Raw genomic sequence first — 19,437 nt, 5'->3', positions numbered from 1 at the left:
CTGGATAGCTCGGCCGCCCGCTTAATTAATTTCCAACTTCTACTTTTTATCAGTTATCAATTGGCTTGCTGTACTACTGGCAGCCATCCTAACTAGGAGGTTTTATAAGTCTGACCTGGCTTTTTTTTGGGCGCAGCCCCAAAGGCTCGAGAGACAAATGTTTCAGGTGTTTTCTAAGTGTAGGCCAATTAGCAATTCTTGGCTTCAATGCTGTTGAAAGCTCAGAAGTGGACGCTCAGAATCGAAAAAGGAGGAATTATAAGTTCTTTTCCTTGGAGTAGTGCATCACGAAACAGGAGGTTTTATAAGTCAGAAGACAGGAAATGTCTACTCAAGAGGGGTAGAGGATGGCCAAGTAGGAGGTTTTATAAGCTAAATGCATACCCTTGCCTGCTGAGGGGTCATTTCAGTAGCCCTGAGTAGGAGGTTTTATCAGTCAAAAGACTACTATGAACACGTTCAACTGATAGTTGTCTCCAGTCGGGCAAGGGCTTAACTTTGGGTAAGTGAGGCCGGGAAGGGCCAGCAATATTGGTAAAGTAGTAATAAATAGTAAAAAAGTGCAATCCCGATTTGTGCTATTATAAACCCTCCCTTTTTGTTGTTTTTTCGTTCTGAAGCCCACATTTTATACTTAAATGCTTTTTTGGATGGCCCATCACCAAATTTGTGGTATTTGAAGTATTTAACAGTATTTGTAGGCGTCATAACTAATTGCAAATCAAGTGTTTATCCAGTATAATTAGGAGGTTTTATAAGCTAAGTAGGAGGTTTTATAAGCTAAGTAGGAGGTTTTATAAGCTAAGTAGGAGGTTTTATAAGCCAAAGCAGGAGGTTTTATAAGTCAAGTAGGAGAAATTTTTACTTCCCTCCTACTTGGGATTTTTAACGTATGTTTGAGATGTCGAACTTTCCCTCGCTGCCATGGCTACCGCTGCTGCTGAAACTGTTGCCTCCGTCCAGGTACGACAACACAACGCCATTACCAACGCACGCTATGAAATGAGCGCTTGCGAGATGGACATTGTCTTTGCCTTACTCTCCAAGCTAAGCAGTCACGATAAGCCCGGCACGATGTACTTGGTACGGGTTCGGGAGTTGGAGCTTTTGACGGGACGCCAGTGGAACTACAAGCAGCTGCTGGATTCCACGGAACAGCTCAACAGCCGTATCTACCATATCGAGGATAAGGCCAAAGTCCTCCAAATAAGTCTGCTGGCTTCGGCCGAGTACCTGAAAGGCAAGGGCGTAATTGAGCTGGAAATCTCGGAGAAGATGCGCCCCTACCTCATCGACCTGAAAAGCAACTTCACTAGCTACCACCTGCAAGCGGCGCTCAGCCTGACGAGCAAGTTTGCAAAGCGCATCTATCAGTTGGTTTCGCAATGGAAAGACGTAGGGCACACGAAGACCTACACCCTGGATGAGTTTAAGTATATGCTCAACCTGAAGGACCCGAAAGGAAAAGAACCGGAGCAATACGTGGCTATTGCCAACTTTCAGCGCGACGTGCTCAAGGTAGCCATGAACCAAATCAATGAACACACCGATTTACGGGTCAGCTACGAGCTACTGAAGTCAAGCCGCGCCTATGACCGGATTAAGTTTTACGTCAACGCGCAGGAGCCTAAGCAACTGCTGATACCCTTTGAGTTGCCGGCCGATGATGCCAAAGCCCAAATGGCCCGCAAGCATTTGGAGTCGTTGGGGATTGTTGAGCCCAAATTGGTGCAGGATATTTTGCAAAGCCCCAAGCTCACGGAGGCACTGTTTGGCTTCGTATATAAACTGAAAACGGATAAGATTAAAGCCGATAAGAACCCGGGGGGGCTGTTCTTGAAAATGAACGGGCTTCGGTAACTTATGGCACTACTCTTCATGAGCTAGGCCTTCTTATAGCAGCGGGGGGAACGTTGCCAACGTCCTTAGCGCTTAGCCTAGGATTATGTTTTCTTATTAAAAGCACCCCATTTGTAGGTCGCTGGTTTCAAGCCTATGATGAGGCTTACCGGCGGCGCATTCTGGTGCAGCTCAACCGGGGCGAAGGGCGGCACGCGCTGGCCCGCGCCGTCTTCCGCGGCAAGAAGGGCGAACTGCGCCAGCGCTACCGCGAGGGCATGGAGGACCAATTAGGGGCCCTGGGATTGGTGGTTAACGCCCTAGTGTTGTGGAATACGCGGTATCTACAGCAAGCACTGGAACAGTGGCCGGCAACGGAAGCAGCCCTAGCACCCGACGACGTGGCCCGCCTCTCGCCCTTGCTGCACGAGCATGTGAACATGCTGGGCCGCTACGATTTTACGCTGCCCGAAAGCATTGCGGCGGGGCAATTGCGCCCGTTGCGCAACCCCGAAAGCTGGCAGGAGCGGTTTGCCCCCGTGGAGTGAAGAGGCGGGTCGCCGCCCGAACGAAGCCGTTACGCCAAGTATTTGTGCATCGTCGCCACGGGAATGCCGGTGGCGAGTTGAATCTTTTTTAAGCTCAGGCCGGTGCTGCGCAGCTGACGTAACTCAGCAATCACCTCGGGGGCCAGGGCGGGGCGGCCCGGCTTTTTGCTGCTGCGGGCCTGTCCGGTCTTGATTCGCTCGGAGAAGCGAACCCGCTCCTGTTTGGCAATGGCGGCCAGGAAGCCGATGATGGCATCCCGAATTAAGCCCGTGCTGTCAAGGTACTGTTCCGTGAAGGACTTGAACTGCACCCCGGCGGCGGTGAGCCGTTGCAGGTGATTGAGCGTCTCGGTCACGCCCTCCCGGCTGAAGCGGTCCAACGCCCAAAACAGCACCACGTCAAAGCGCCGCTGATGGGCATCCGCAAAGAGCTGTTGGAACTGGGGTCGTTCGGCGCTGCCGCCACTTTCCTGGTCGGTGTATTCTTTCTTTATAGATGGTATAGCCCAGCCGCTGGGCGAAGTCCCGCAACTCCCGCAATTGGTTCTCGTTGGTCTGCCCCTTGTCCTTGGTGCTGACGCGGGCGTAGATGGCCGCCCTCATAAAAGGATAAGTCGGGGAGAGATGGGCATTCGCAAAACTACTGTTTCTCGAACGACTTTTCCACCTGCCTTGCAGGTCCTGAGAAGGGCGTATTATAGGCTTCTTTTCAGGAGGGTTTTTCGAGTGCTTTTTTCAGGACCCTATCCGGCCAATGTTCGCGCTTCTTCTGACTGCTTTCCACACCCATAGTATTAGAAACAGGCTATGCTCTTAGCGGGAATTTCTGTTCCTACTCTAGTGCGACCCCAATCACCAGCACTTTGTGGTCCAGGAAATCAGCTCCAATCGTGCCAACCAGCTTGGGCGACCGGGAGCGCAGCGAATCGGGCGCGACGGGTTCGCCCTGACGGGTCATAAGCCGAGGGGCTGGGATAGTTGCTCCTCCCAGGGTAAAGGGCAGGCCATGCGTGGCGTAGTGGACATATCCCGCGTCGGTTGTTCCGCGCTGGGTTGTGTCCACCTGGGCGTACAGCTGTACCCGCGACGGAAAATAGGTTTTGACCGTCTCATCATAGAGAAAAGTGGTGCCACTACCTAAATGGGGTCCTCTCAGAAAACGGAAAATATAGCACGCTAACACTAGCTAGACAACCCTGTGTACGGTTCGTGCATCTAGCGGTCGGTCATAGTGAGAGTGGTTGCGTTTCGCATCGCCTAGCACACCCACTCAGTAGACTGGCTGTTTTATTTGCCTCGGCAACAACAGGTACTTGTCTAGACTAGCCCTCGGAATAAGAGCCGCTTTCTTCCCTTCGTTGTTACTCACCCCGCTACCCAATGAAACTCTTTAGTACTGCTGTCTGCCTGCTCCTGTGCGCCCCTACGTTCGCGCAAGATATCCGCTCTTACGTGACAACGAATACGGTGCGGGTCGCCACGCTGGATGCCGCCTCAGACGAGTACCAGGATTTAGCAGCCGTAGGCCAGGCAATCGGCGATGCGCGGGTTGTCATGCTGGGCGAGCAGGACCACGGGGATGGCCCGGCGTTTCAGGCCAAAACGCGCCTGATAAAGTATTTGCACGAGCGCAAAGGCTTTACCGTACTGGCCTTCGAGAGTGACTTCTACGGCTTGACTACAGGCTGGGAGAAGCTGACCCAGCAACCGGATTCCATCCGGCGCTTTTTGCGATATAATATATTTCCCCTTTGGGCACGGAGTGAGGATTGTCGCTATCTATTCCAGCACTACATCCCGCAAAGCCTCCAAACCGCCAACCCCCTCCACGTTGCCGGCTTCGATTCGCAACTTTATCTTAGCTATAGCTACTTACACCTAAGAAAAGACCTGGACAGCTATTTGGTTCGTCAGGGTATCGCCGGCAAGTTTCCCTCCCCGGCCGCCTACCAGCAGTTTATAGAGGCAGTGCAAGGGCTGATTGCCGAGCCGCGTACGCCCGGAGCATTTCGCCCTGGTATGCGCAAGGACCTGGAAAACGGCCTGCAACTTGTCAGCCAGGCCCAACTCGCTGCCCACGACACCTCGGCCTGGCCGCGCGTGCTAGCCAGCCTACAGGCCTATATGGTGCAGGGTGACGAGGCCCGTGATAAGGCGATGGCCGACAACCTGAAGTTCTTGCTGACCAATCAGTATGAAGACGCTAAGGTCATCGTCTGGGCCGCCAACACCCATATTATGAAGCATACCGACCGGATAACCGGCAAGGGTAAGGACTTTAACCGGGTGATATTTCACAATATGGGTACGTATTTCGTGCAAGACCCGCTGTGGGCCCGGCAAACGTACGTGCTGGGCTTTGCTTCGTATTAGGGCACCGCCGGCCGGCTAGGCACGGCGCCGGCTCCGGTTGAGGTGCCCAACAAGAATGGCCTTGAAAACTGGGTGCCGACGAGCATTGCCTATGGCTTTCTTGATTTTACCCCCTATAACAAGCAATTTAACTACCCAACGACTCCTTTCTTGCTGAAAAGTCCCATGCATTTCACGATTCCGGCGCGGGTCGCTCCCATTCCGTGGAATCTGGTGTACGATGGCCTTTTCTTTATCCGGGACACGCAGGCGACGAAAAAAAGCGAGTAGGCTTCGGCATTCTTGCCCGCACCTAGCCTGGCTGCCGGCCGAGTAATTAGCTGCCCCGCGAACCGAGTCTAAGGATTGAGCTTTGCTCCAACCTTTCGTTCAGATGTCTTAACGTGCTATTTCTTCCGTTTTCTGAGAGGCCCCCTAAATCGAACTGCGCAACGAAATGGCCGGGTAAGTCATTAATTTTTACGGGCACCATAATGGCCGCTTTATCAAACGATCTGCCCGCAATAGTGGTCCGGTACCACGTGAAAGGGAACCAGGGATACTCGGGGGCTGATGGTCGGGCACTTCGTGGCGTGGTACAAGCAGTGAATAAAAGGGCGGTGAGTAGCAGCCGATAGGATGACTTCATGGGAGAACATGCTGCGGAACAGGCTTATGCCGAGGCCCAAACATCGCTACTTATTTCGATTACTTTTGCTGCTTGTCCTTATACGAGTTGTAAACTCGTGCTTATAACTAACATTATGGCTGTATTCTTTGGGTACCTGTCGTCCCGTGTGATATATGCTTGATACTTTTCGCCTCTCGGTAAGAGTTCCCATCCGGCCCGCTCGTTTAACCTTCATACCAAACTTTTAACTAAGGCCAGGGGTGCGCCGGCGGGGGCCGGCCGTAGTATTCGAGGTAGGCGCTGCCAAGGCCCAGGGGCCGGAAAATCCGCTGCTGGTACACCTCCGCCAGGGGCGGCCTGCACACCCGCTCGAGGAGCGTACCCAGCACCAAATAATTCGTGTCTCTGTAGGCAAATACTGAGTTACCAGGCGGGAAAAGGGGGCGCTGATGCAGGCCGTGCGCGAAGTAGGACTGCCAGAGCCGGGACGGAGTCCAGGGACGGGTGGACGGCGTATGCACCCCGGGCAGCAGGGAGGACTCGGCCATAGTGTAATCGGCTAGGCCGGTGGTGTGGCGCAGCAGCCAGCGTACTGTCAGCTGGCGTCAGGCCGAGCTGCCGGGGCCCGCGTGCAGACTATCGACGAAGCCCGTGGGCAGGTACGTGGTGAGGGGCGCGTCCAGGGCCAGCCAGCCCTCTTCCACCAGCTGCAGCACCACGGCGGCCGTGAAGGGTTTCGAGCCGCTGGCCGGCCGTACCGGGGTGCGCGCCCCCACGTGGGCGCCGCCGCGGCGCACCTAGCCGGCCTGCCAGCGGCCCGCGCCCGAGGCCGGCAAGGTGGTCGGCCCCCGAGTCTGGCCCCGCGCTACCAGAAAATCGCCCCCGCCGTCAAGGAGCTCTATGAGGTCGGCCAGCAGTCCACGTGTCAACTCATGGACTACTTCTAAATGGCTCCCGCCGCACCCCCTACAAAATCCTGCGCTTTGCCGGCTGCCAGATCCACGAAAAGCCAACTGAAGCTATTGACAAGTCGGTCGACAAGGTCTAATCATAGTTTTTGATCCAGTTATAACAGTTTGGCTAACCGCTTGCCTCTAAACCGGCGCACGGTTAACCAAACTGCTATAACATAGACTATCCATTGAGTAGGATTCTTTTTGCTTCTATTAGAGCTTCTGTTAGTACTTCAATGTCAACTCCTTCTTCAGGATAATCTTCCAGAAATTCTACAGTTATTAAATCAGGACCTTGGTCCTGATTTAATAACGCTACATACTTGCCATTAATGACAATGTAGGCAACCAACTCTTCGTAATTAACGGGGGTGCCTATGGTTATCCTAAAATTTTTCATTCACCAAGCCCTCGAAAACCGTTAAACAATCCCCCTCTTGAAACTCCAATACTCATACCGGTAGTTCCATCGTATATTATTACACCACCGTTTACATTTTCAAAAATCCTGTTTTTACTAGTTAGTATCTTATTCATTAGGTCTGCTATATCTTGATTGGCTGTTTTCTTATTGAACAGACCTTTAAATACTGATTCACCCGGCCTATTATTATGTTTTTGCAGTGCTCTGCCAATATCGGTGAGCCCTTGTTTTAATTCCGCAGCATTTTTTCTCCAAGGTTTTGTAGCACTTGATATAAACGCCCCTATATCAGGGATACTACCAGGATACTTAACAACCCTTGCCTCTGTTACTGTAACTTCAAAATTGCCTGTTATAGGCTTAACAACAAAGCCGTCAGCATTAATAAAGACTGACTTGTAGTTTGAATTACCTGCCCATGTATCTGTAGCGGCATCAACTACATCATCTATCAGATTATCAGTTGCGTCAACGGCTTTATTCGCAGTACCGCTACCAATTCATTATTCGTAATATAAACATATGCTATACACGCTGCGAAAATGTTATACATATTCCATCCTCATCAAACAATCCTGTTGCAGACAACTCAAAATCGAATTTTAATTCAGGAAAAATTTCATTTAGCCTCATTTTCCAAAATTTAACTATTATTTCACCTTGCTTCAACTGCCAATCGTGATTGAATGATAACTCGTTTGCCGCTAGTAAGTAGAAATCAGAAACACAAAACAAGTTCACATAACGTTCTATCTGTTTGTTGTCATTGTTGAGTTTGTTTTTCAGGTTATCATTTATTATTTTATAATTTTCGGCTAATAATATCAAACCATCTACCTGAACGATATCTGGCATAAGAAAGCCAGCTACTGAAATGAAATCCTCAATTTTTACATTGTTAGCAATATAATTGAAAAAACTTTTAACAGGATATTCACATGGAATATCCTCTTCCGCAGAAACAAAACCTTTGAACAACTTCATTGTAAAGTATTTATAATCCCAACGCCTCTAGAACAAATTTTGGCACTTCTCCTTGAAATTTTGTTGCAGAACTTTTCATTGGAAACCAGTTTCCATTAGGCGCTTGATTCCAATGAATTCCCTTAATTCTTTCAACGGAAACATCGAACATAGCTCTGCCATCAGAACCATAAACGATCCTATGACCATTCCCTAAATCAGCGTAAGTTCCTGCTTCGCCATGAAATGGTAGTTTAGTTCCACCTCTACTGCCTTTAACAAAAGCTTCGACTCTTTTTAAATTAGAAAATGTTTGAGAATCAATGATATTTCCGGCACCGTCTGCTATGAACCTTGGTCGTACTGTAACATCAAATGTTCCAGACATATCCTCACCTAAACCTCCAGTTAGTTGCTTTTGCGGACCACCTGAAACGCTAGCATCACTTGCAGCGTCAGCTACATCATCTATCAGATTATCAGCTGCGTCAACGGCTTTATTTGCAGTACCGCTACCACCTGATTTACCGCCGCCTGGTTTAGGCAGTGTAGTATTGCTCCGCCCGTTCCACCACTTGGCGACTTTCCCCATGGCTCCGCCGGCGGCGGCTCCGATTAGAATGTCTTTACCATATTGCTTTAACGAGTAATCGTCTCCGAAGTAAGCTTTATTACCCAAGCCTTGGATTGGGCTGCCTACTACTGCTCCAGCAGCTCCCGCTATGGCTCCTCCCCCTAGAGAGGCCGCTGATAGGCTGCCGGGCAGCGCACTCAGAGCAGCGGGCCCTACAGCCGCTGTCACGCCTCCTGCTACAGCACCGATTCCGAACGCGACCAGTCCATCACGTAGGGGGTTACCACCGGTTGTAATTTTGTTCCAATGCGTAGCTACGTTGATGACGCCTCCGATAGCTGCACCCACGACAATATGTACCCAACGTCCATCTGGATCCACGGAAACGACTGGGTTGTTACCCATCGCAACGTAGGGCGAAGCATACTGTGTGGCGGGGTCCGGGCTATGCCAGCGCCCCAGTTGCGGGTCGTAATAGCGTGCCCCATAGTCTACTAGTTCCAGACCGGAATCAGCGATGCGCTCTTTGCCTGTATACTGATTGGCATGGTCGGGCGTACCAGTCAACTCGATATTGAACAGATTCTGACCAAACGGATCGTAGTGATTTTCCTGTACAATGAGGTCTTCGGTGGCTTGCACCTGCGCATCATCAAACCACGCATCCTGCTGGCTGGCGTTTTGCACTGACATCTGTACGTACCCATCCTGCTTGGCCGAAAAACCGAGCACTAGCTGTTGCCAATCATTGGCCGCGCTTGGATCCAGGTATTGCACCTCCGATTTTACCAGCGTACTGTCTTTATCGTAGAAATCGTACTTGATGCTGGCACGGGGCAACTCCGCTTTGGGATGCAGTAACTGGGGTACCACGGCCCAGGCTAAGGTCAAACCGGTAGCCAGGCGGCTTAACAGAGTCCGTTTTGTTCTAAAAGTGTCCTCGGTTGGTGGAACGGACGGGTCATTCCCTGCATTGGCCACCACTGCCGGCAGCAAGGCCGGCCATAGTTTTGCTTGCTTCGGGGTATCGTAGCGCCCAAATACCTCCACACGGACACTATCGCCCGCATGAACCGTAAGTGAAGTACTGGGTCCATACAACCGCTGGCTCTGGCCAGCGTTCAGGCGAGCCGCGTAATTACCAGTCCGAGCGTGGGCCGGATCCAGTTGGCGCGTCTCGGCTAGATTGGCAAAGGCTTGTTCCTCCTGCACACTATTACTGGCTTCCATGGTTGCCCGTAGCAATGTGGTGCCACCCCCGCGCAGCGCGAGGCGCAAGCTGCCCTGGTGGTCGCGCAGGTGGTACTCCTGCACCCACTTGTCCGCTTGCGGCCGGGCCGGTTCGTACAAGGCCCGGCCGGTGGGGGTGGCGACGAATACATTAGCCCCTTGGCCATACACGAAACCGGATGCATATTGGATCGTGCGGGTGCCCGTGCTGGTTTGAATTTCCTGGGTCAGCTTCTCCCCATTCGCGGCATAGGTAAAGCGATGCACATTGCCGTTAGCGAAGCGAATTTCCTGCGGGAGGTTCAGTTGATTGTAGGCAATGGTCAACCCTTTGTTCCGATCAACGGTCATATTCCCGTTCGCATCGTACTCGTATTCCGTCGAAGCGTGTGCCTGTTCCTCAAAATCATTAGGTGCCGCGGATGCCCCCGCGGCATCTTCTACTGCCAGCAGCCGGTTGCCGTTATAGCTGTATGTCAATTGATCAATCGGACCATAGACCGGGCTCGTCTGAGTGCCGGTGCGGTGCCCTACCCGGTTGAGGCGGGTAATGTTGCCGTTCAGATCATATTCAACCCCATCGGTTGTGAAGCGGCCTTTTCCCTGTGTGTCATCCTGTTCCTGTTGCCAGTTCCACTGCCAAGTGCTCGTATTAACCCCATACGAGCCGAACCTAGCACCCGTGAGCTGATTGCGGGCGTCGTAAGCGTACTGGTAGGCACGCATCTTTCCTAGGTTAGGCGAACGGCTATTCCAGACAGCGGCCGTGATGTTGCCATTGTAGTTAACATCCGTAGCCATTGGTCCACTCTCATCGTAGGAGAGTTCCAAGCCGAATAAATCCTGTCGGGCATCCGCATCCTCGTTGGGGGTGTGCGAACCCAGCCACTCAGCCTGCCCTGCTACTATATGGTTCTGCGGATCATAATAGGTGCCTGAGATGTTGCGGTTATTTATTTTCTCAAGCCATCCTCGGATATTATAACGGTAATCAACTGACTGTAAATATTTATTATTTGCCGCGTCAAATTGACCCAGCTTAAGGTCAACCAATTGGCCTATTTCATTTTCTTCTTTTTTAGAAAGCAATATTTCACTTGCTCCTGCTGCACGGTCGAACCATGCAAATACTTCGTCTGCCTCACCATTTTGCTTATAAGTATATCGATAACGAGTAGTATGCAACTGACCATTAGCGGCAACATGTGTCTTAAAAATCTTTGTAACCTTTCCAGTAAAAGTGTACTCAGTAGTAGCCCTATCCGTCGTACCGAACTGTGTATCAGATTTTACCTGGATTGGACGGTCGTTCTCGTCATAATATACTGCCGTTGCTAACCAAGTCGTGGTGCCTAGCACACGGATGAACGTAATTGTCGGCAGGCCACCCGTCAAGTTTGAATGCGTGCTAGGGCTGATAACATCAACAGACGATTCTTGCTGATACCGTAACCTATTCAAACTGGCATCACTATCGAGAAATCGATAGTTGTCGTAGTATATGATGGATGTTAACTCGTTGCTCGGCGCGTTAATGGGAAACGCTTTATCCCGTGAATAGCCATGACTAATGGTACTGGTGGTCGTGAGTGCGGAGCGCTCATAGCGAGCGAATGTACCCGCCGCAATACCTGCCTCAACCGCATCGCTGAGTTGCTGACGCGTGCGCCCATCAACAATTATCCCAGTGATGATAGGACGATTAAGCTCGTCGTACTTAACAAACGACCATCTCGACTGCAACCGCTGATTGCCATTCTGGGTCGCTACCAACCGATCCCAACGGTCGTAGACAGAGTATTGCCAGTCTCGACCAGGTACTTTCTTACCAACAACCCGGCCTTTGGCGTCATACTGGTAGAAATACCCCCACTTTTCCAAGAAGGCAGCTGTCGGCTGCTCCCCATTGGTGATAATACGCTTAATGCCTTCTGCCGTCATTTCCAGCAACGGGCGGCCAAGCGCGTCGAAGGCACATCCCGTGTACGCGTAGCTGCCATTACCCAGCGCCACGCGCTTTCCGACTGTTCGCCCTTGCGAATCTTCGTATACCCAGGACACCTTGTTATCCTCATCACTCGATTGTTCCACCCGGAGCGTTTGAGCCGGGCTCCAGGTGTAACTCACAGCGCCAATGCTGCCATCCGCGTTGGGAGAATACGACCAGAGAGGCAACTCATTCGCCGTATTGGTGCGAATGACCCGCCGAAACGTGTGTCCCTGAAACGTTGATTTTCCGGCGCCATCGCGGGCTACCTGCCACGACGTTCCCGGGCTACCCTGCTCCACCACGTTGCCTCCGGGAATGTCTTCGTATACCGTTTCGCTATAGGTCAGTCCGTTCGTTACCCGGGCGACCTTAGGCGCATAGCGGTAGAAATCGGCTTGTTCGCCCTCGTAGCCATCCCGGAAGCTACCCGAGGTTTTGCCAGCACTGGTTAACGCGCCGGAATACGGCAGGAACTGTTTAACCACCTGACCGGTGGCGGTGTACTCCACCGGTTGAATGACGTCCGCGCCGCTGGCACTCGCCCGCACCTCCACTCTCTGAATAGGACGCGCCAGACCATCCGCATACACGACAGTCTGATTCTTTTGTGTGGTGGAAGCATTAATGGCTTCTTCGGTCCGAATGCCCTCTTGCAGAATGTACTCTTCCTGAGCATAGTTTCGGGCGCTGCTGCCGGCTCCTGTCGCGACGGTGATGCGTACGGCGGCCGACACGGCCGAGCCACTGGCGTTGCTCACACGCACCCGGTAATAGCCGCTGGTCTGGACGCTGAGCGTGGCTTGACTGCCGACAACATCCGCGTTATTGCGGGTCCAGGCATACGAACTGTAGCCCGTGGGTACACTGAGCGTGGCCGAGGTGCCCGGCTGAAGGGGCAGCGACCCCGCCACGGAGATGGTTGGCGCAGTAGGTTGCGCGAGCACCCCACCGGCGCTCAGCCATCCCCAGAAAATAAGGACAAGGGTAAAAATTTGACGCATCGGCATAGCTTACTTAAGGGAAGTGGAGGACGGGGCTTGCAGGTACTGAACCGCGGTACCGCAGTTCGGATCGCTGTAGTAGGTGTAGAAGCCATCGTACAGTTCGGCCGTGTTGCCACAGGCGTCGGTCACGATGCAACGCACCTGCAGATTGCGCGGACTGTTGTGGTAGTAGGCGTAAGTATCGCTTGTATTGCCGGCGTCCGCCCAGTCCGTCCAATAGTTGCCCCACTGCTGATACTCGCTGGTTTGCCACCGGTAGGTGTAGCCGCCACACCCGGCACCGGGCTGCGCCGTGATGCTGGCCGAACGCTCGCCCCCGTAGGGGTCGCACAGGTCGTAGTAGGTTGTCCCGTAGTAAGAGGCCCACACCGTAATTGGATCCGTTACCTGGAAGGTCCGGGTGGCCTCCACGGGGTTCGCATCGGCGGCCTCCGCCACAACCGTGAGCGCGTAAGCCCCTGGTTGCGCGTAGGTATGCGACTGCTCCGCTCCCCCCTTCTGCGTCGTTCCGTCCCCAAAGTTCCACGTGTAGGTCACCCCGTCCACGCACTCAGGAACAGAAGCTGTAAAGGTGACCGCCCCCCTGGGGTGCAGGTTGCCAGCCGTTTTTGCTACTTGCACGGTCAGATCAGGCGTCGAGGCGACGTGACTCTTCAGCCGCTTGACAATGTTGCCCTTGGCATCCTTAACCAGCCGCAACTCGTTGCTGGCATCGTAGAGGAAATAGGTGGTCACCTGATTTTCATCCGTGATTGACGTTTTGCCAACAAAAGACTCGTAGGTGGTCGTCGTCATGCGAGCGTTTTCCGCGTGAAAGCGGAACTCGTCCAGCAACACATTGCCACTACCCCAGGAAATCCAGGGGTAGCACTGAACGGTCACGTTTTGCGTGCCGGACAGAGCAGTTTGAATGGCTGATTCGTCCAAATCAAGGATGCCCCGGCATAGCTGCCACTCTTGGTTAGCGCTAATGACTGTTCCCGTACCGCGCCAGATACTGCCCCCATTGGGGGTATTAATGACCGTCACCAGCGTCACGTTGGACTGCCCGCCTTCGTTTTTCGGCACTTTTGCCCAGCAGGAAAAGATGTATTTGCCGTGCTTGTCGGCAGGAGTGAGCGTAAATACTTTTCCAGGACCGTAAATGCTGTTGGGCGCGGATAACTGGATGCTTTGCTGCCCAGTCTTCGCTTCAGTCGTAACAACGGTGCCGGTCGACCAACCATCATCATCGGGGTTTTCAAAGCTGGTGTGACCGGCCGTGACAATCCCAGTAGAGCCGCTGCCCGGCGTACTTACCCGTCCATTTACAACACTGGCAATCGGTAGCAGGCGATTATAGCCCCAAATCGTGCCTCCGTATAGTCCGGCCGTGCTAAGCACATTCGTGAGGTTGCCCTGCTCGTCGTATTCGACAGCGGCTACGTTGGCCTGGCCCGTCGGTTGGGTTCCACCGGCCACGTAGTCGTAGCTCATCGTGCGCCTGAGCAGCGGCTTACCATTATGGGCGAAGTATTCTTTTTCCGTCTGGAAGATGTGCTGCCAGGCTCCGGTTGCAGAGGGTTTGATAAACTGGTCTGTCCCGACAATTGTCGCGAGGCTGCCTCCGTAATACAATTCTCCAATACCCGGTAGAAACGTAGGGTTGGTGGTATACGGGGAGGGGGCATAATCCGCTACCCGGGTCAGGACCGTTTTATATTCTTTACCCTCGGCTGGGTTACTGACAACCATGTTGGCTACCATAAAGTTAGCATAGCCGTACTTAGTCAGCTGTTGGCTTTGCGCGATAGCTAGCGAATTTCCCCGTCGTTGATCATAAGAAGTGACCAGTTGCTGCTGGAGCGGAATCCACGCACGCTCCAGTTGATAGAACTTAATATTGTAGTAATAATTGAAGATTTCGTACGCAAATACTTCCTGCTCCTTGCCAACAACGGCCGACCGCAAGACTACATCACGCTGCGAAAAATCATACGCGTTCTCTACCAGGGTAACCGGCCGGTTTTCCGAGTCTAAATCGACCTGCTCCAGGAGAATGCCCCGCCGGTGCGCTGCACTGCTCAGTATGCCATAGGAGCGCTCGCCTGGGTAAAGCGGAGCATAAGTCCCTCGGTTTTGCGGGGAACGCGGATCCCCCTGGCCGCAGCCCAAGGTTGATTCGGCCGGAATATTTACTTGTCGCCCGTGGCAAGGCTCATCCTTCGCATAAGGGTTTGTGCTTAGTTTAGTGGAAGCATAGTCGTAGGTATCGCCGTAATCCGCCTGATTCGTAAACTTAAACACGGAGCGGCTCCCATTAGGAAATTTTATCTGGGCCCATTTGTAGCCCACGTAGTCAGGAGAAATCGGTTGCAGCGGCTCACTGCTGCTGTACCAATACTTGCTGACTATATCGTCCGAGCTGTTGCACAAGCTGCTCCCTTGCTGACGAATTTCTTGAAACTCCTGGTAGCGGGGAGGCAGGACTATTTCGGATGACGGCCCGCCCACTAAACCGGGATTCATGCGGTCAAAGACTGTATATCCAACCTCAAATACTTGATTTGCACTGGAGCGATAGCCATCGTACACCGTAATTTTCTTAACTCGGAGTCCCCCCAGCGTGGTGCCAAGCTTGTCAACGTGGGGTTCGTATTCCAACGTGGTGGAACTGCCTGTACTGGAACTGATGCGATACAGAATACAACTCTGCATGGCATCGGCATTGGGCGTCAACGCAAATGGATCGGAACGGGGAGGAGCCGGCACGGTAAAATAGCCCCAGTAATCGCGCCGATACGCGCTGATCATGTCTTTATAGTCGAACCGGGTGGTGACCGCGGCACAACCGGTTGCTTGCTCTCGGACGTAGGTCAGTTTGAGACGCAGTGCTTGCGCATTAGTTGTGGCTGCTGGGCCGAAATAGTCGTATCCGAAGGAAAAGCGCTTGACAAGCCGGTTCGCCCGGTTATACACTTCCACGGCCGTGAGAGCGTATTCCCCCGGCTTGTCCCTGCGTGCGTGACTGCCGCGAATGAAGCGTACGGAACCCGCTTCCGACCGAATCGCAGCCACGCGTGCCACGTAAGGGTTAGAGACGGTTACCGTCGTTTCGTAGTCGGGGCTGGCTTGATCGGTTGTTGGGGAAACCTTGGTTGTCTGACCTGACGGCCCAGTCAATGTTGTCTCAATCATGTGGCAGTTGCCACCGCTGCCATCGGCATTACACTTACTGTAGGCGAGAAACCGAGTCTGATACGATTTATAGACTGTTGGCGTAGCATTGCCGATATCATACGAAAAATACAGGTTATCTCCACCAAGACTAGTAACTCGGGTTAAGCGCCAGGTGGAAGTATACGTAATGTCCGACGCAGGCCATAGCGTACCATTTGCAACCACCCGGGTTTGGCTACGAACGCGAGTTTGTGTAGACTCGTCGAATATATATTGGGTACCGGTCCCATCCGTGACAGTAAAAGCAACAATGCGTCGTTTATTTCCCCAGGAAGCAAATTGGGGAGTAACTGTTGCTTGCCGATCATTCAGAACATACACATCTGTCATATTGTACTGTCCATGAGGGCCCCGCACAACGAAATCCACCTGTAATCCCATAGCGGAGACATGGTATAAATCGTATTCGCTGTCTTCGCCTGCACACAGCTTGTCCTGGATCCAACGAACATTGTTGGTATGCTGAGCAAGGTCTGCCAACCAGTTCTTATCGGTTGTGGCTAATTCATCGGGGGCACCCCGCACTTCGCAGGTTATTTCCCCACCGGCACTAAGCAGCCAGCCTGTTCCTACTTCCGACGCTTGACTAACTACGGGCACCCCATTGCCGGCTGTGTAGACTAAAGATAGAGGAACGGAAAGGCTGCGACTAGGCAGTGTGTACAGAGCCACGCCGGGGCTTGCAGTACCCGTATACAGGTTCACCGGAATTCCTCCGAGCGTAACAGACCCACCCGCTTTGCCTGTATTGGAAGGGACTGAAAAAGCGGGATTTGAGGTGCCTTCCTGCCCTTCGTTTTGCCCGTACCCAGCGTGCGTGAGTAATAAAAAAATACAATACAGGCTAATCCGTTTAAAGATTAAGTAAGAGTGCTTCATTCACAAAACAAGTTAGAAGACATAAGTCAAACTGCGCCAACACTTCATAAGGTCAGCGCAGCTGTTCGAGGGCTTTAAACAAATGGGGCGATTTTGGCAGACGCTTTCCTCGCAAGGAAAATGCGGAAGCAAAAATTATTGTTACACACAAATACTACTGTATATCAAATAATTGCCATTGATAACATGTAAGCAAGAAGGCTTTTAAGTAATTAGTAATTTAAGGAATTTCAGATGGCAGGGAGCTTTATCAAAGCTACAGAAATTGGCTTGAATCACACGAATAACTGTTCTAAAGATCATACAACATATTTTTTTAGTTACATTTCACCATTATTTTATCACTCCTTTTAATAATTTAACAGATACGTGTATATTTGTTTTGTTCAAAACAAATATGATTATGCGCAGCATCCAAATGGTACTTAGTAGCCTATGCTTGTTAGGTAGTCTTCATTATGTGGCACAAGCCCAAACGCCGGCAGTACAGTTACCGAAGGTTCAACGTTTAGTTGATAGCTTATTTACCGCACAAGGGCAAGTGCAACAAGCTATCACTGCAGCTTCGGCAGATAGTTCCCGTCAACAGCTACACATCACCTATCAAGCGTTGCTGCAGCGACACCAAGCCGTACTGGAAGGTATGCTGAAAGAGGTTGGATTTCCGGATGAAACAAAAGTTGGGTCCGCAAGCTCCTTACGTTATACTTTAATGGTTGCACAATGTAAGCAGCAACCTAAGTTTCAGGAGCGAGTGCTTCACCGGATGAAACCGCTAGTTGGTAAAGGAGCCGACCCAAGCGCCTACGCGATACTCTTGGATCAAGTGGAATTGGCAGCAGGGCGAGCCCAAGTGTACGGGACGCAGTTGGTATATGAAGGAAATGAAATGGGCCGTCAAGTACGTAAGCCATTGGTTGAACCGGCCAAAGTGGATGAACGGCGAATGGCCATCGGCTTACCACCCCTAATGGATTACTTGGCAACGCAGAATAAAGGGCATCAGCCATCTAACAAACAGCCAAAGAGGGTCAAGTAAATCAGTCTATCAGTAGGCCAACTTTCCCTTTCTTCTAAGAGCCACTTCCTTTGGAAGTGGCTCTTGCCATTAACGACAGCAAATAACTACGGTAAGCTAATGGTACTTCCTCTGTCGCCCCGCAAAAACTTGCATCAGTTTCAAACGCGATTTTTGACCAAACTCTCAAGACAGGCTGATGTTGTATATATCTGTTCAGGCGGTCTTTGTATAAAGCCAGCCCGCTAACCGTGTGGGTCGTGTGGGGGCTAAAAAAATGCACTTGTGCGCCCACTAGAAACTTGGGGGCCGGGTGCTGCTTGCCGGTGCCGGTGCTCACGCAGGCAAGCTGGCCAACGAGGCTACCCACGGCCTGCCCGCGCCAACGCAGCTCGTCCACTGGGCCGGCCTCAGCCCGCTGCTTCAGGTACTCGACTTCGCGGGCCTGGTCGTGCTGGCCAATGGTGGCCGCCAGCAAGGCAATGGCCTGCTCGGCGGTGTCGGCAAAATATATCCGGTCGCCCTCCCCTAATAGTAGCACCTCTATCTTGCCACTTAGTACCTGCTGGGTGTTTGGATTGACGTAGTTAAAGCCCTGGTGCGTGGGCCCGGAAAGTAACTCGTACTGGCCCGCGTCGTCGCTGTGGCGGTCGTTTACCTTGATGGCATAACCGTAGCCGTTCCAATAAATGGCGGTCACGAGGCCCTGCACGTCGCGGTAACGGGTGCTGCGGACGGTGGCCCCAATGGCAATGCGGCCGGCGTGGGTTTCGATGGCGGGAAGGTTCGGTAACATAGGATTTCGCACTTGTAACAAGTGAGGTTAGGCTGCCTGCTGGTGGGGGGGCCTGGTGCTCCTGCACCTGGGGCTGGGGCGGCTCGGAGCGTAGGGCGGCGCGGATAGCTCTGGGGAAGCTGGCGGCGGCTCCGGTTCGGGTGCTGGCGGCAAACCCTCGGTCCTGGCGCATTTTCCACGCCCACCGGCTGCCCTGCCGGTGGGCGTGGACGCTGAAAACCGGGAGCACTAGCTAGTCGCGCTGGTACTCGGCCAACTCGTCGCCCTGGGGCGGGTAGTCGGGAATCCAATCACCGTGCTCAGCCTGCGCGGAGGGCTCCTGGCCGTTGGGGTGAAGTCGAACGAATACCGCTCCTGCACCTCGGCCAGCGTCAGCGGGGTCTGCGTGGGGTAATTCGGACCGTAGTGAAGGCGGGGTTCGGTTTCCACGTAATACTGACTGCTGGGCTGCTGCCAAAGGGTAACGCGGCCGTTGCCCTCGCCTTCCTCGGCCGTGGCTCGGCGGCCCGAAAGGTAGGCGTAGCTGTCAAGCGGCGTCTGGCCCAAGTCCAGCTCTAGGCGTACCCATGGGCACTCCCCGCTGCCGTAGGCTTCTTCCTCGAACACTACCCACGTCCGCCACTCGTTTTTCTCCACGATGCGGCCCCGGCACTGTTCGCCCTGCTCTTTCATGGCCTCGGCAAGTGCGCTCAGCGTGTCGTACCGGTCGTAGGTGTAGGGCACTTCGCCGGGGATGCGGTACGGGCCAGGGAACTGCTCGGTCAGGTAGTCCACCTGGTTTTCAGTGCCGGCGCGAAGGGCGAAAATCTGCGGCCCCTTGCGCTCGTGGCTGGCCTCGTGAACCTCTAAATAGTGGTGCTCGGGAATGAACTTCCAATTGGCCGGGTCGGCAAGCTGGGCCTCGTCCTGGCGGTCCCTGCCGGTGAAAGCTTCCACGCGTAAAAACCGTAGTAGTCAGCCAGCCCGCCGTACACTACGGTAATGCGGCCGGTTTCTAGGTTGCGGTAGTAAAGCGGG

General features: G+C 52.9%; 15 protein-coding genes and 1 pseudogene. 5 read left to right on the top strand and 11 right to left on the bottom strand.

Going from position 1 to position 19,437, the window contains the following annotated elements:
* The first annotated feature begins 924 nt into the window (after nt 1-924).
* Both IEW18_RS19900 and IEW18_RS19895 read left to right on the top strand, forming a co-directional pair.
* A complete protein-coding gene (locus IEW18_RS19900; RefSeq protein ID WP_188559639.1) occupies nt 925-1,860 on the top strand; it encodes a replication initiation protein in 936 nt (311 codons plus the stop codon).
* Nucleotides 1,861-1,913: 53 nt separating this feature from the next.
* Nucleotides 1,914-2,387 (top strand): Tn3 family transposase, encoded by a 474-nt coding sequence (locus tag IEW18_RS19895; RefSeq protein ID WP_262891906.1) that lies wholly within the window; start codon nt 1,914-1,916, stop codon nt 2,385-2,387.
* Nucleotides 2,388-2,416: 29 nt separating this feature from the next.
* Here IEW18_RS19895 and IEW18_RS19890 read toward each other — a convergent pair whose 3' ends face one another.
* The 3 genes from IEW18_RS19890 to IEW18_RS21915 form a co-directional block, all read right to left on the bottom strand.
* Nucleotides 2,417-2,881, bottom strand: coding sequence for a recombinase family protein (locus IEW18_RS19890; RefSeq protein ID WP_262891908.1), 465 nt, complete (start codon nt 2,879-2,881; stop codon nt 2,417-2,419).
* The gene (locus IEW18_RS22045) at nt 2,787-2,990 is read right to left on the bottom strand and encodes a recombinase family protein (protein ID WP_373285751.1); all 204 of its coding nucleotides are present in this window, start codon (nt 2,988-2,990) and stop codon (nt 2,787-2,789) included. Before IEW18_RS22045 ends, IEW18_RS19890 begins: the two co-directional genes overlap by 95 nt.
* 229 nt (nt 2,991-3,219) lie before the next feature.
* Nucleotides 3,220-3,345 carry a hypothetical protein gene (locus IEW18_RS21915; RefSeq protein ID WP_262891905.1) on the bottom strand — a complete coding sequence of 42 codons (126 nt, stop codon included), beginning with the start codon at nt 3,343-3,345 and terminating at the stop codon, nt 3,220-3,222.
* A 422-nt stretch (nt 3,346-3,767) separates the two neighbouring features.
* Here IEW18_RS21915 and IEW18_RS19885 point away from each other — a divergent pair, with 422 nt between their 5' ends.
* Entirely contained in the window at nt 3,768-4,760 is a 993-nt protein-coding gene (locus IEW18_RS19885) for an erythromycin esterase family protein (RefSeq protein ID WP_188559638.1), read from the top strand.
* Nucleotides 4,761-4,802: 42 nt separating this feature from the next.
* Entirely contained in the window at nt 4,803-5,030 is a 228-nt protein-coding gene (locus IEW18_RS21790) for a hypothetical protein (RefSeq protein ID WP_229728877.1), read from the top strand.
* A 588-nt stretch (nt 5,031-5,618) separates the two neighbouring features.
* Here the strand turns inward: IEW18_RS21790 and IEW18_RS19880 are convergent.
* From IEW18_RS19880 to IEW18_RS19860, 6 genes and pseudogenes are all read right to left on the bottom strand, one after another.
* Nucleotides 5,619-6,167, bottom strand: a pseudogene (locus IEW18_RS19880) (serine hydrolase domain-containing protein).
* Between the two features lie 337 nt (nt 6,168-6,504).
* A complete protein-coding gene (locus IEW18_RS21785; RefSeq protein WP_229728876.1) occupies nt 6,505-6,675 on the bottom strand; it encodes a hypothetical protein in 171 nt (56 codons plus the stop codon).
* A 44-nt stretch (nt 6,676-6,719) separates the two neighbouring features.
* Nucleotides 6,720-7,022, bottom strand: coding sequence for a tRNase toxin domain-containing protein (locus IEW18_RS22090; RefSeq protein WP_505671360.1), 303 nt, complete (start codon nt 7,020-7,022; stop codon nt 6,720-6,722).
* Nucleotides 7,023-7,272: 250 nt separating this feature from the next.
* Complete coding sequence (locus tag IEW18_RS19870) at nt 7,273-7,731, bottom strand: hypothetical protein (protein WP_188559636.1); 459 nt, start codon at nt 7,729-7,731, stop codon at nt 7,273-7,275.
* A 10-nt stretch (nt 7,732-7,741) separates the two neighbouring features.
* The gene (locus IEW18_RS21780; protein ID WP_229728874.1) at nt 7,742-12,511 is read right to left on the bottom strand and encodes a DUF6443 domain-containing protein; all 4,770 of its coding nucleotides are present in this window, start codon (nt 12,509-12,511) and stop codon (nt 7,742-7,744) included.
* Nucleotides 12,512-12,514: 3 nt separating this feature from the next.
* Entirely contained in the window at nt 12,515-16,606 is a 4,092-nt protein-coding gene (locus tag IEW18_RS19860; protein WP_188559635.1) for a PKD domain-containing protein, read from the bottom strand.
* Between the two features lie 460 nt (nt 16,607-17,066).
* Here IEW18_RS19860 and IEW18_RS19855 point away from each other — a divergent pair, with 460 nt between their 5' ends.
* A complete protein-coding gene (locus IEW18_RS19855; protein ID WP_188559634.1) occupies nt 17,067-17,645 on the top strand; it encodes a DUF6624 domain-containing protein in 579 nt (192 codons plus the stop codon).
* Between the two features lie 34 nt (nt 17,646-17,679).
* Here the strand turns inward: IEW18_RS19855 and IEW18_RS19850 are convergent, their stop codons facing one another.
* Both IEW18_RS19850 and IEW18_RS19845 read right to left on the bottom strand, forming a co-directional pair.
* On the bottom strand, nt 17,680-18,420 hold the full coding sequence (locus IEW18_RS19850) for a hypothetical protein (RefSeq protein WP_188559633.1): 741 nt from the start codon (nt 18,418-18,420) through the stop codon (nt 17,680-17,682).
* A gap of 228 nt (nt 18,421-18,648) precedes the next feature.
* Nucleotides 18,649-19,356 carry a hypothetical protein gene (locus tag IEW18_RS19845; protein WP_188559632.1) on the bottom strand — a complete coding sequence of 236 codons (708 nt, stop codon included), beginning with the start codon at nt 19,354-19,356 and terminating at the stop codon, nt 18,649-18,651.
* Nucleotides 19,357-19,437: the final 81 nt, after the last annotated feature.

Source organism: Hymenobacter glacieicola, assembly GCF_014640315.1.
GTDB classification, from domain to species: Bacteria; Bacteroidota; Bacteroidia; order Cytophagales; family Hymenobacteraceae; genus Hymenobacter; species Hymenobacter glacieicola.
This window is presented reverse-complemented; position numbering and strand designations above follow the sequence as displayed.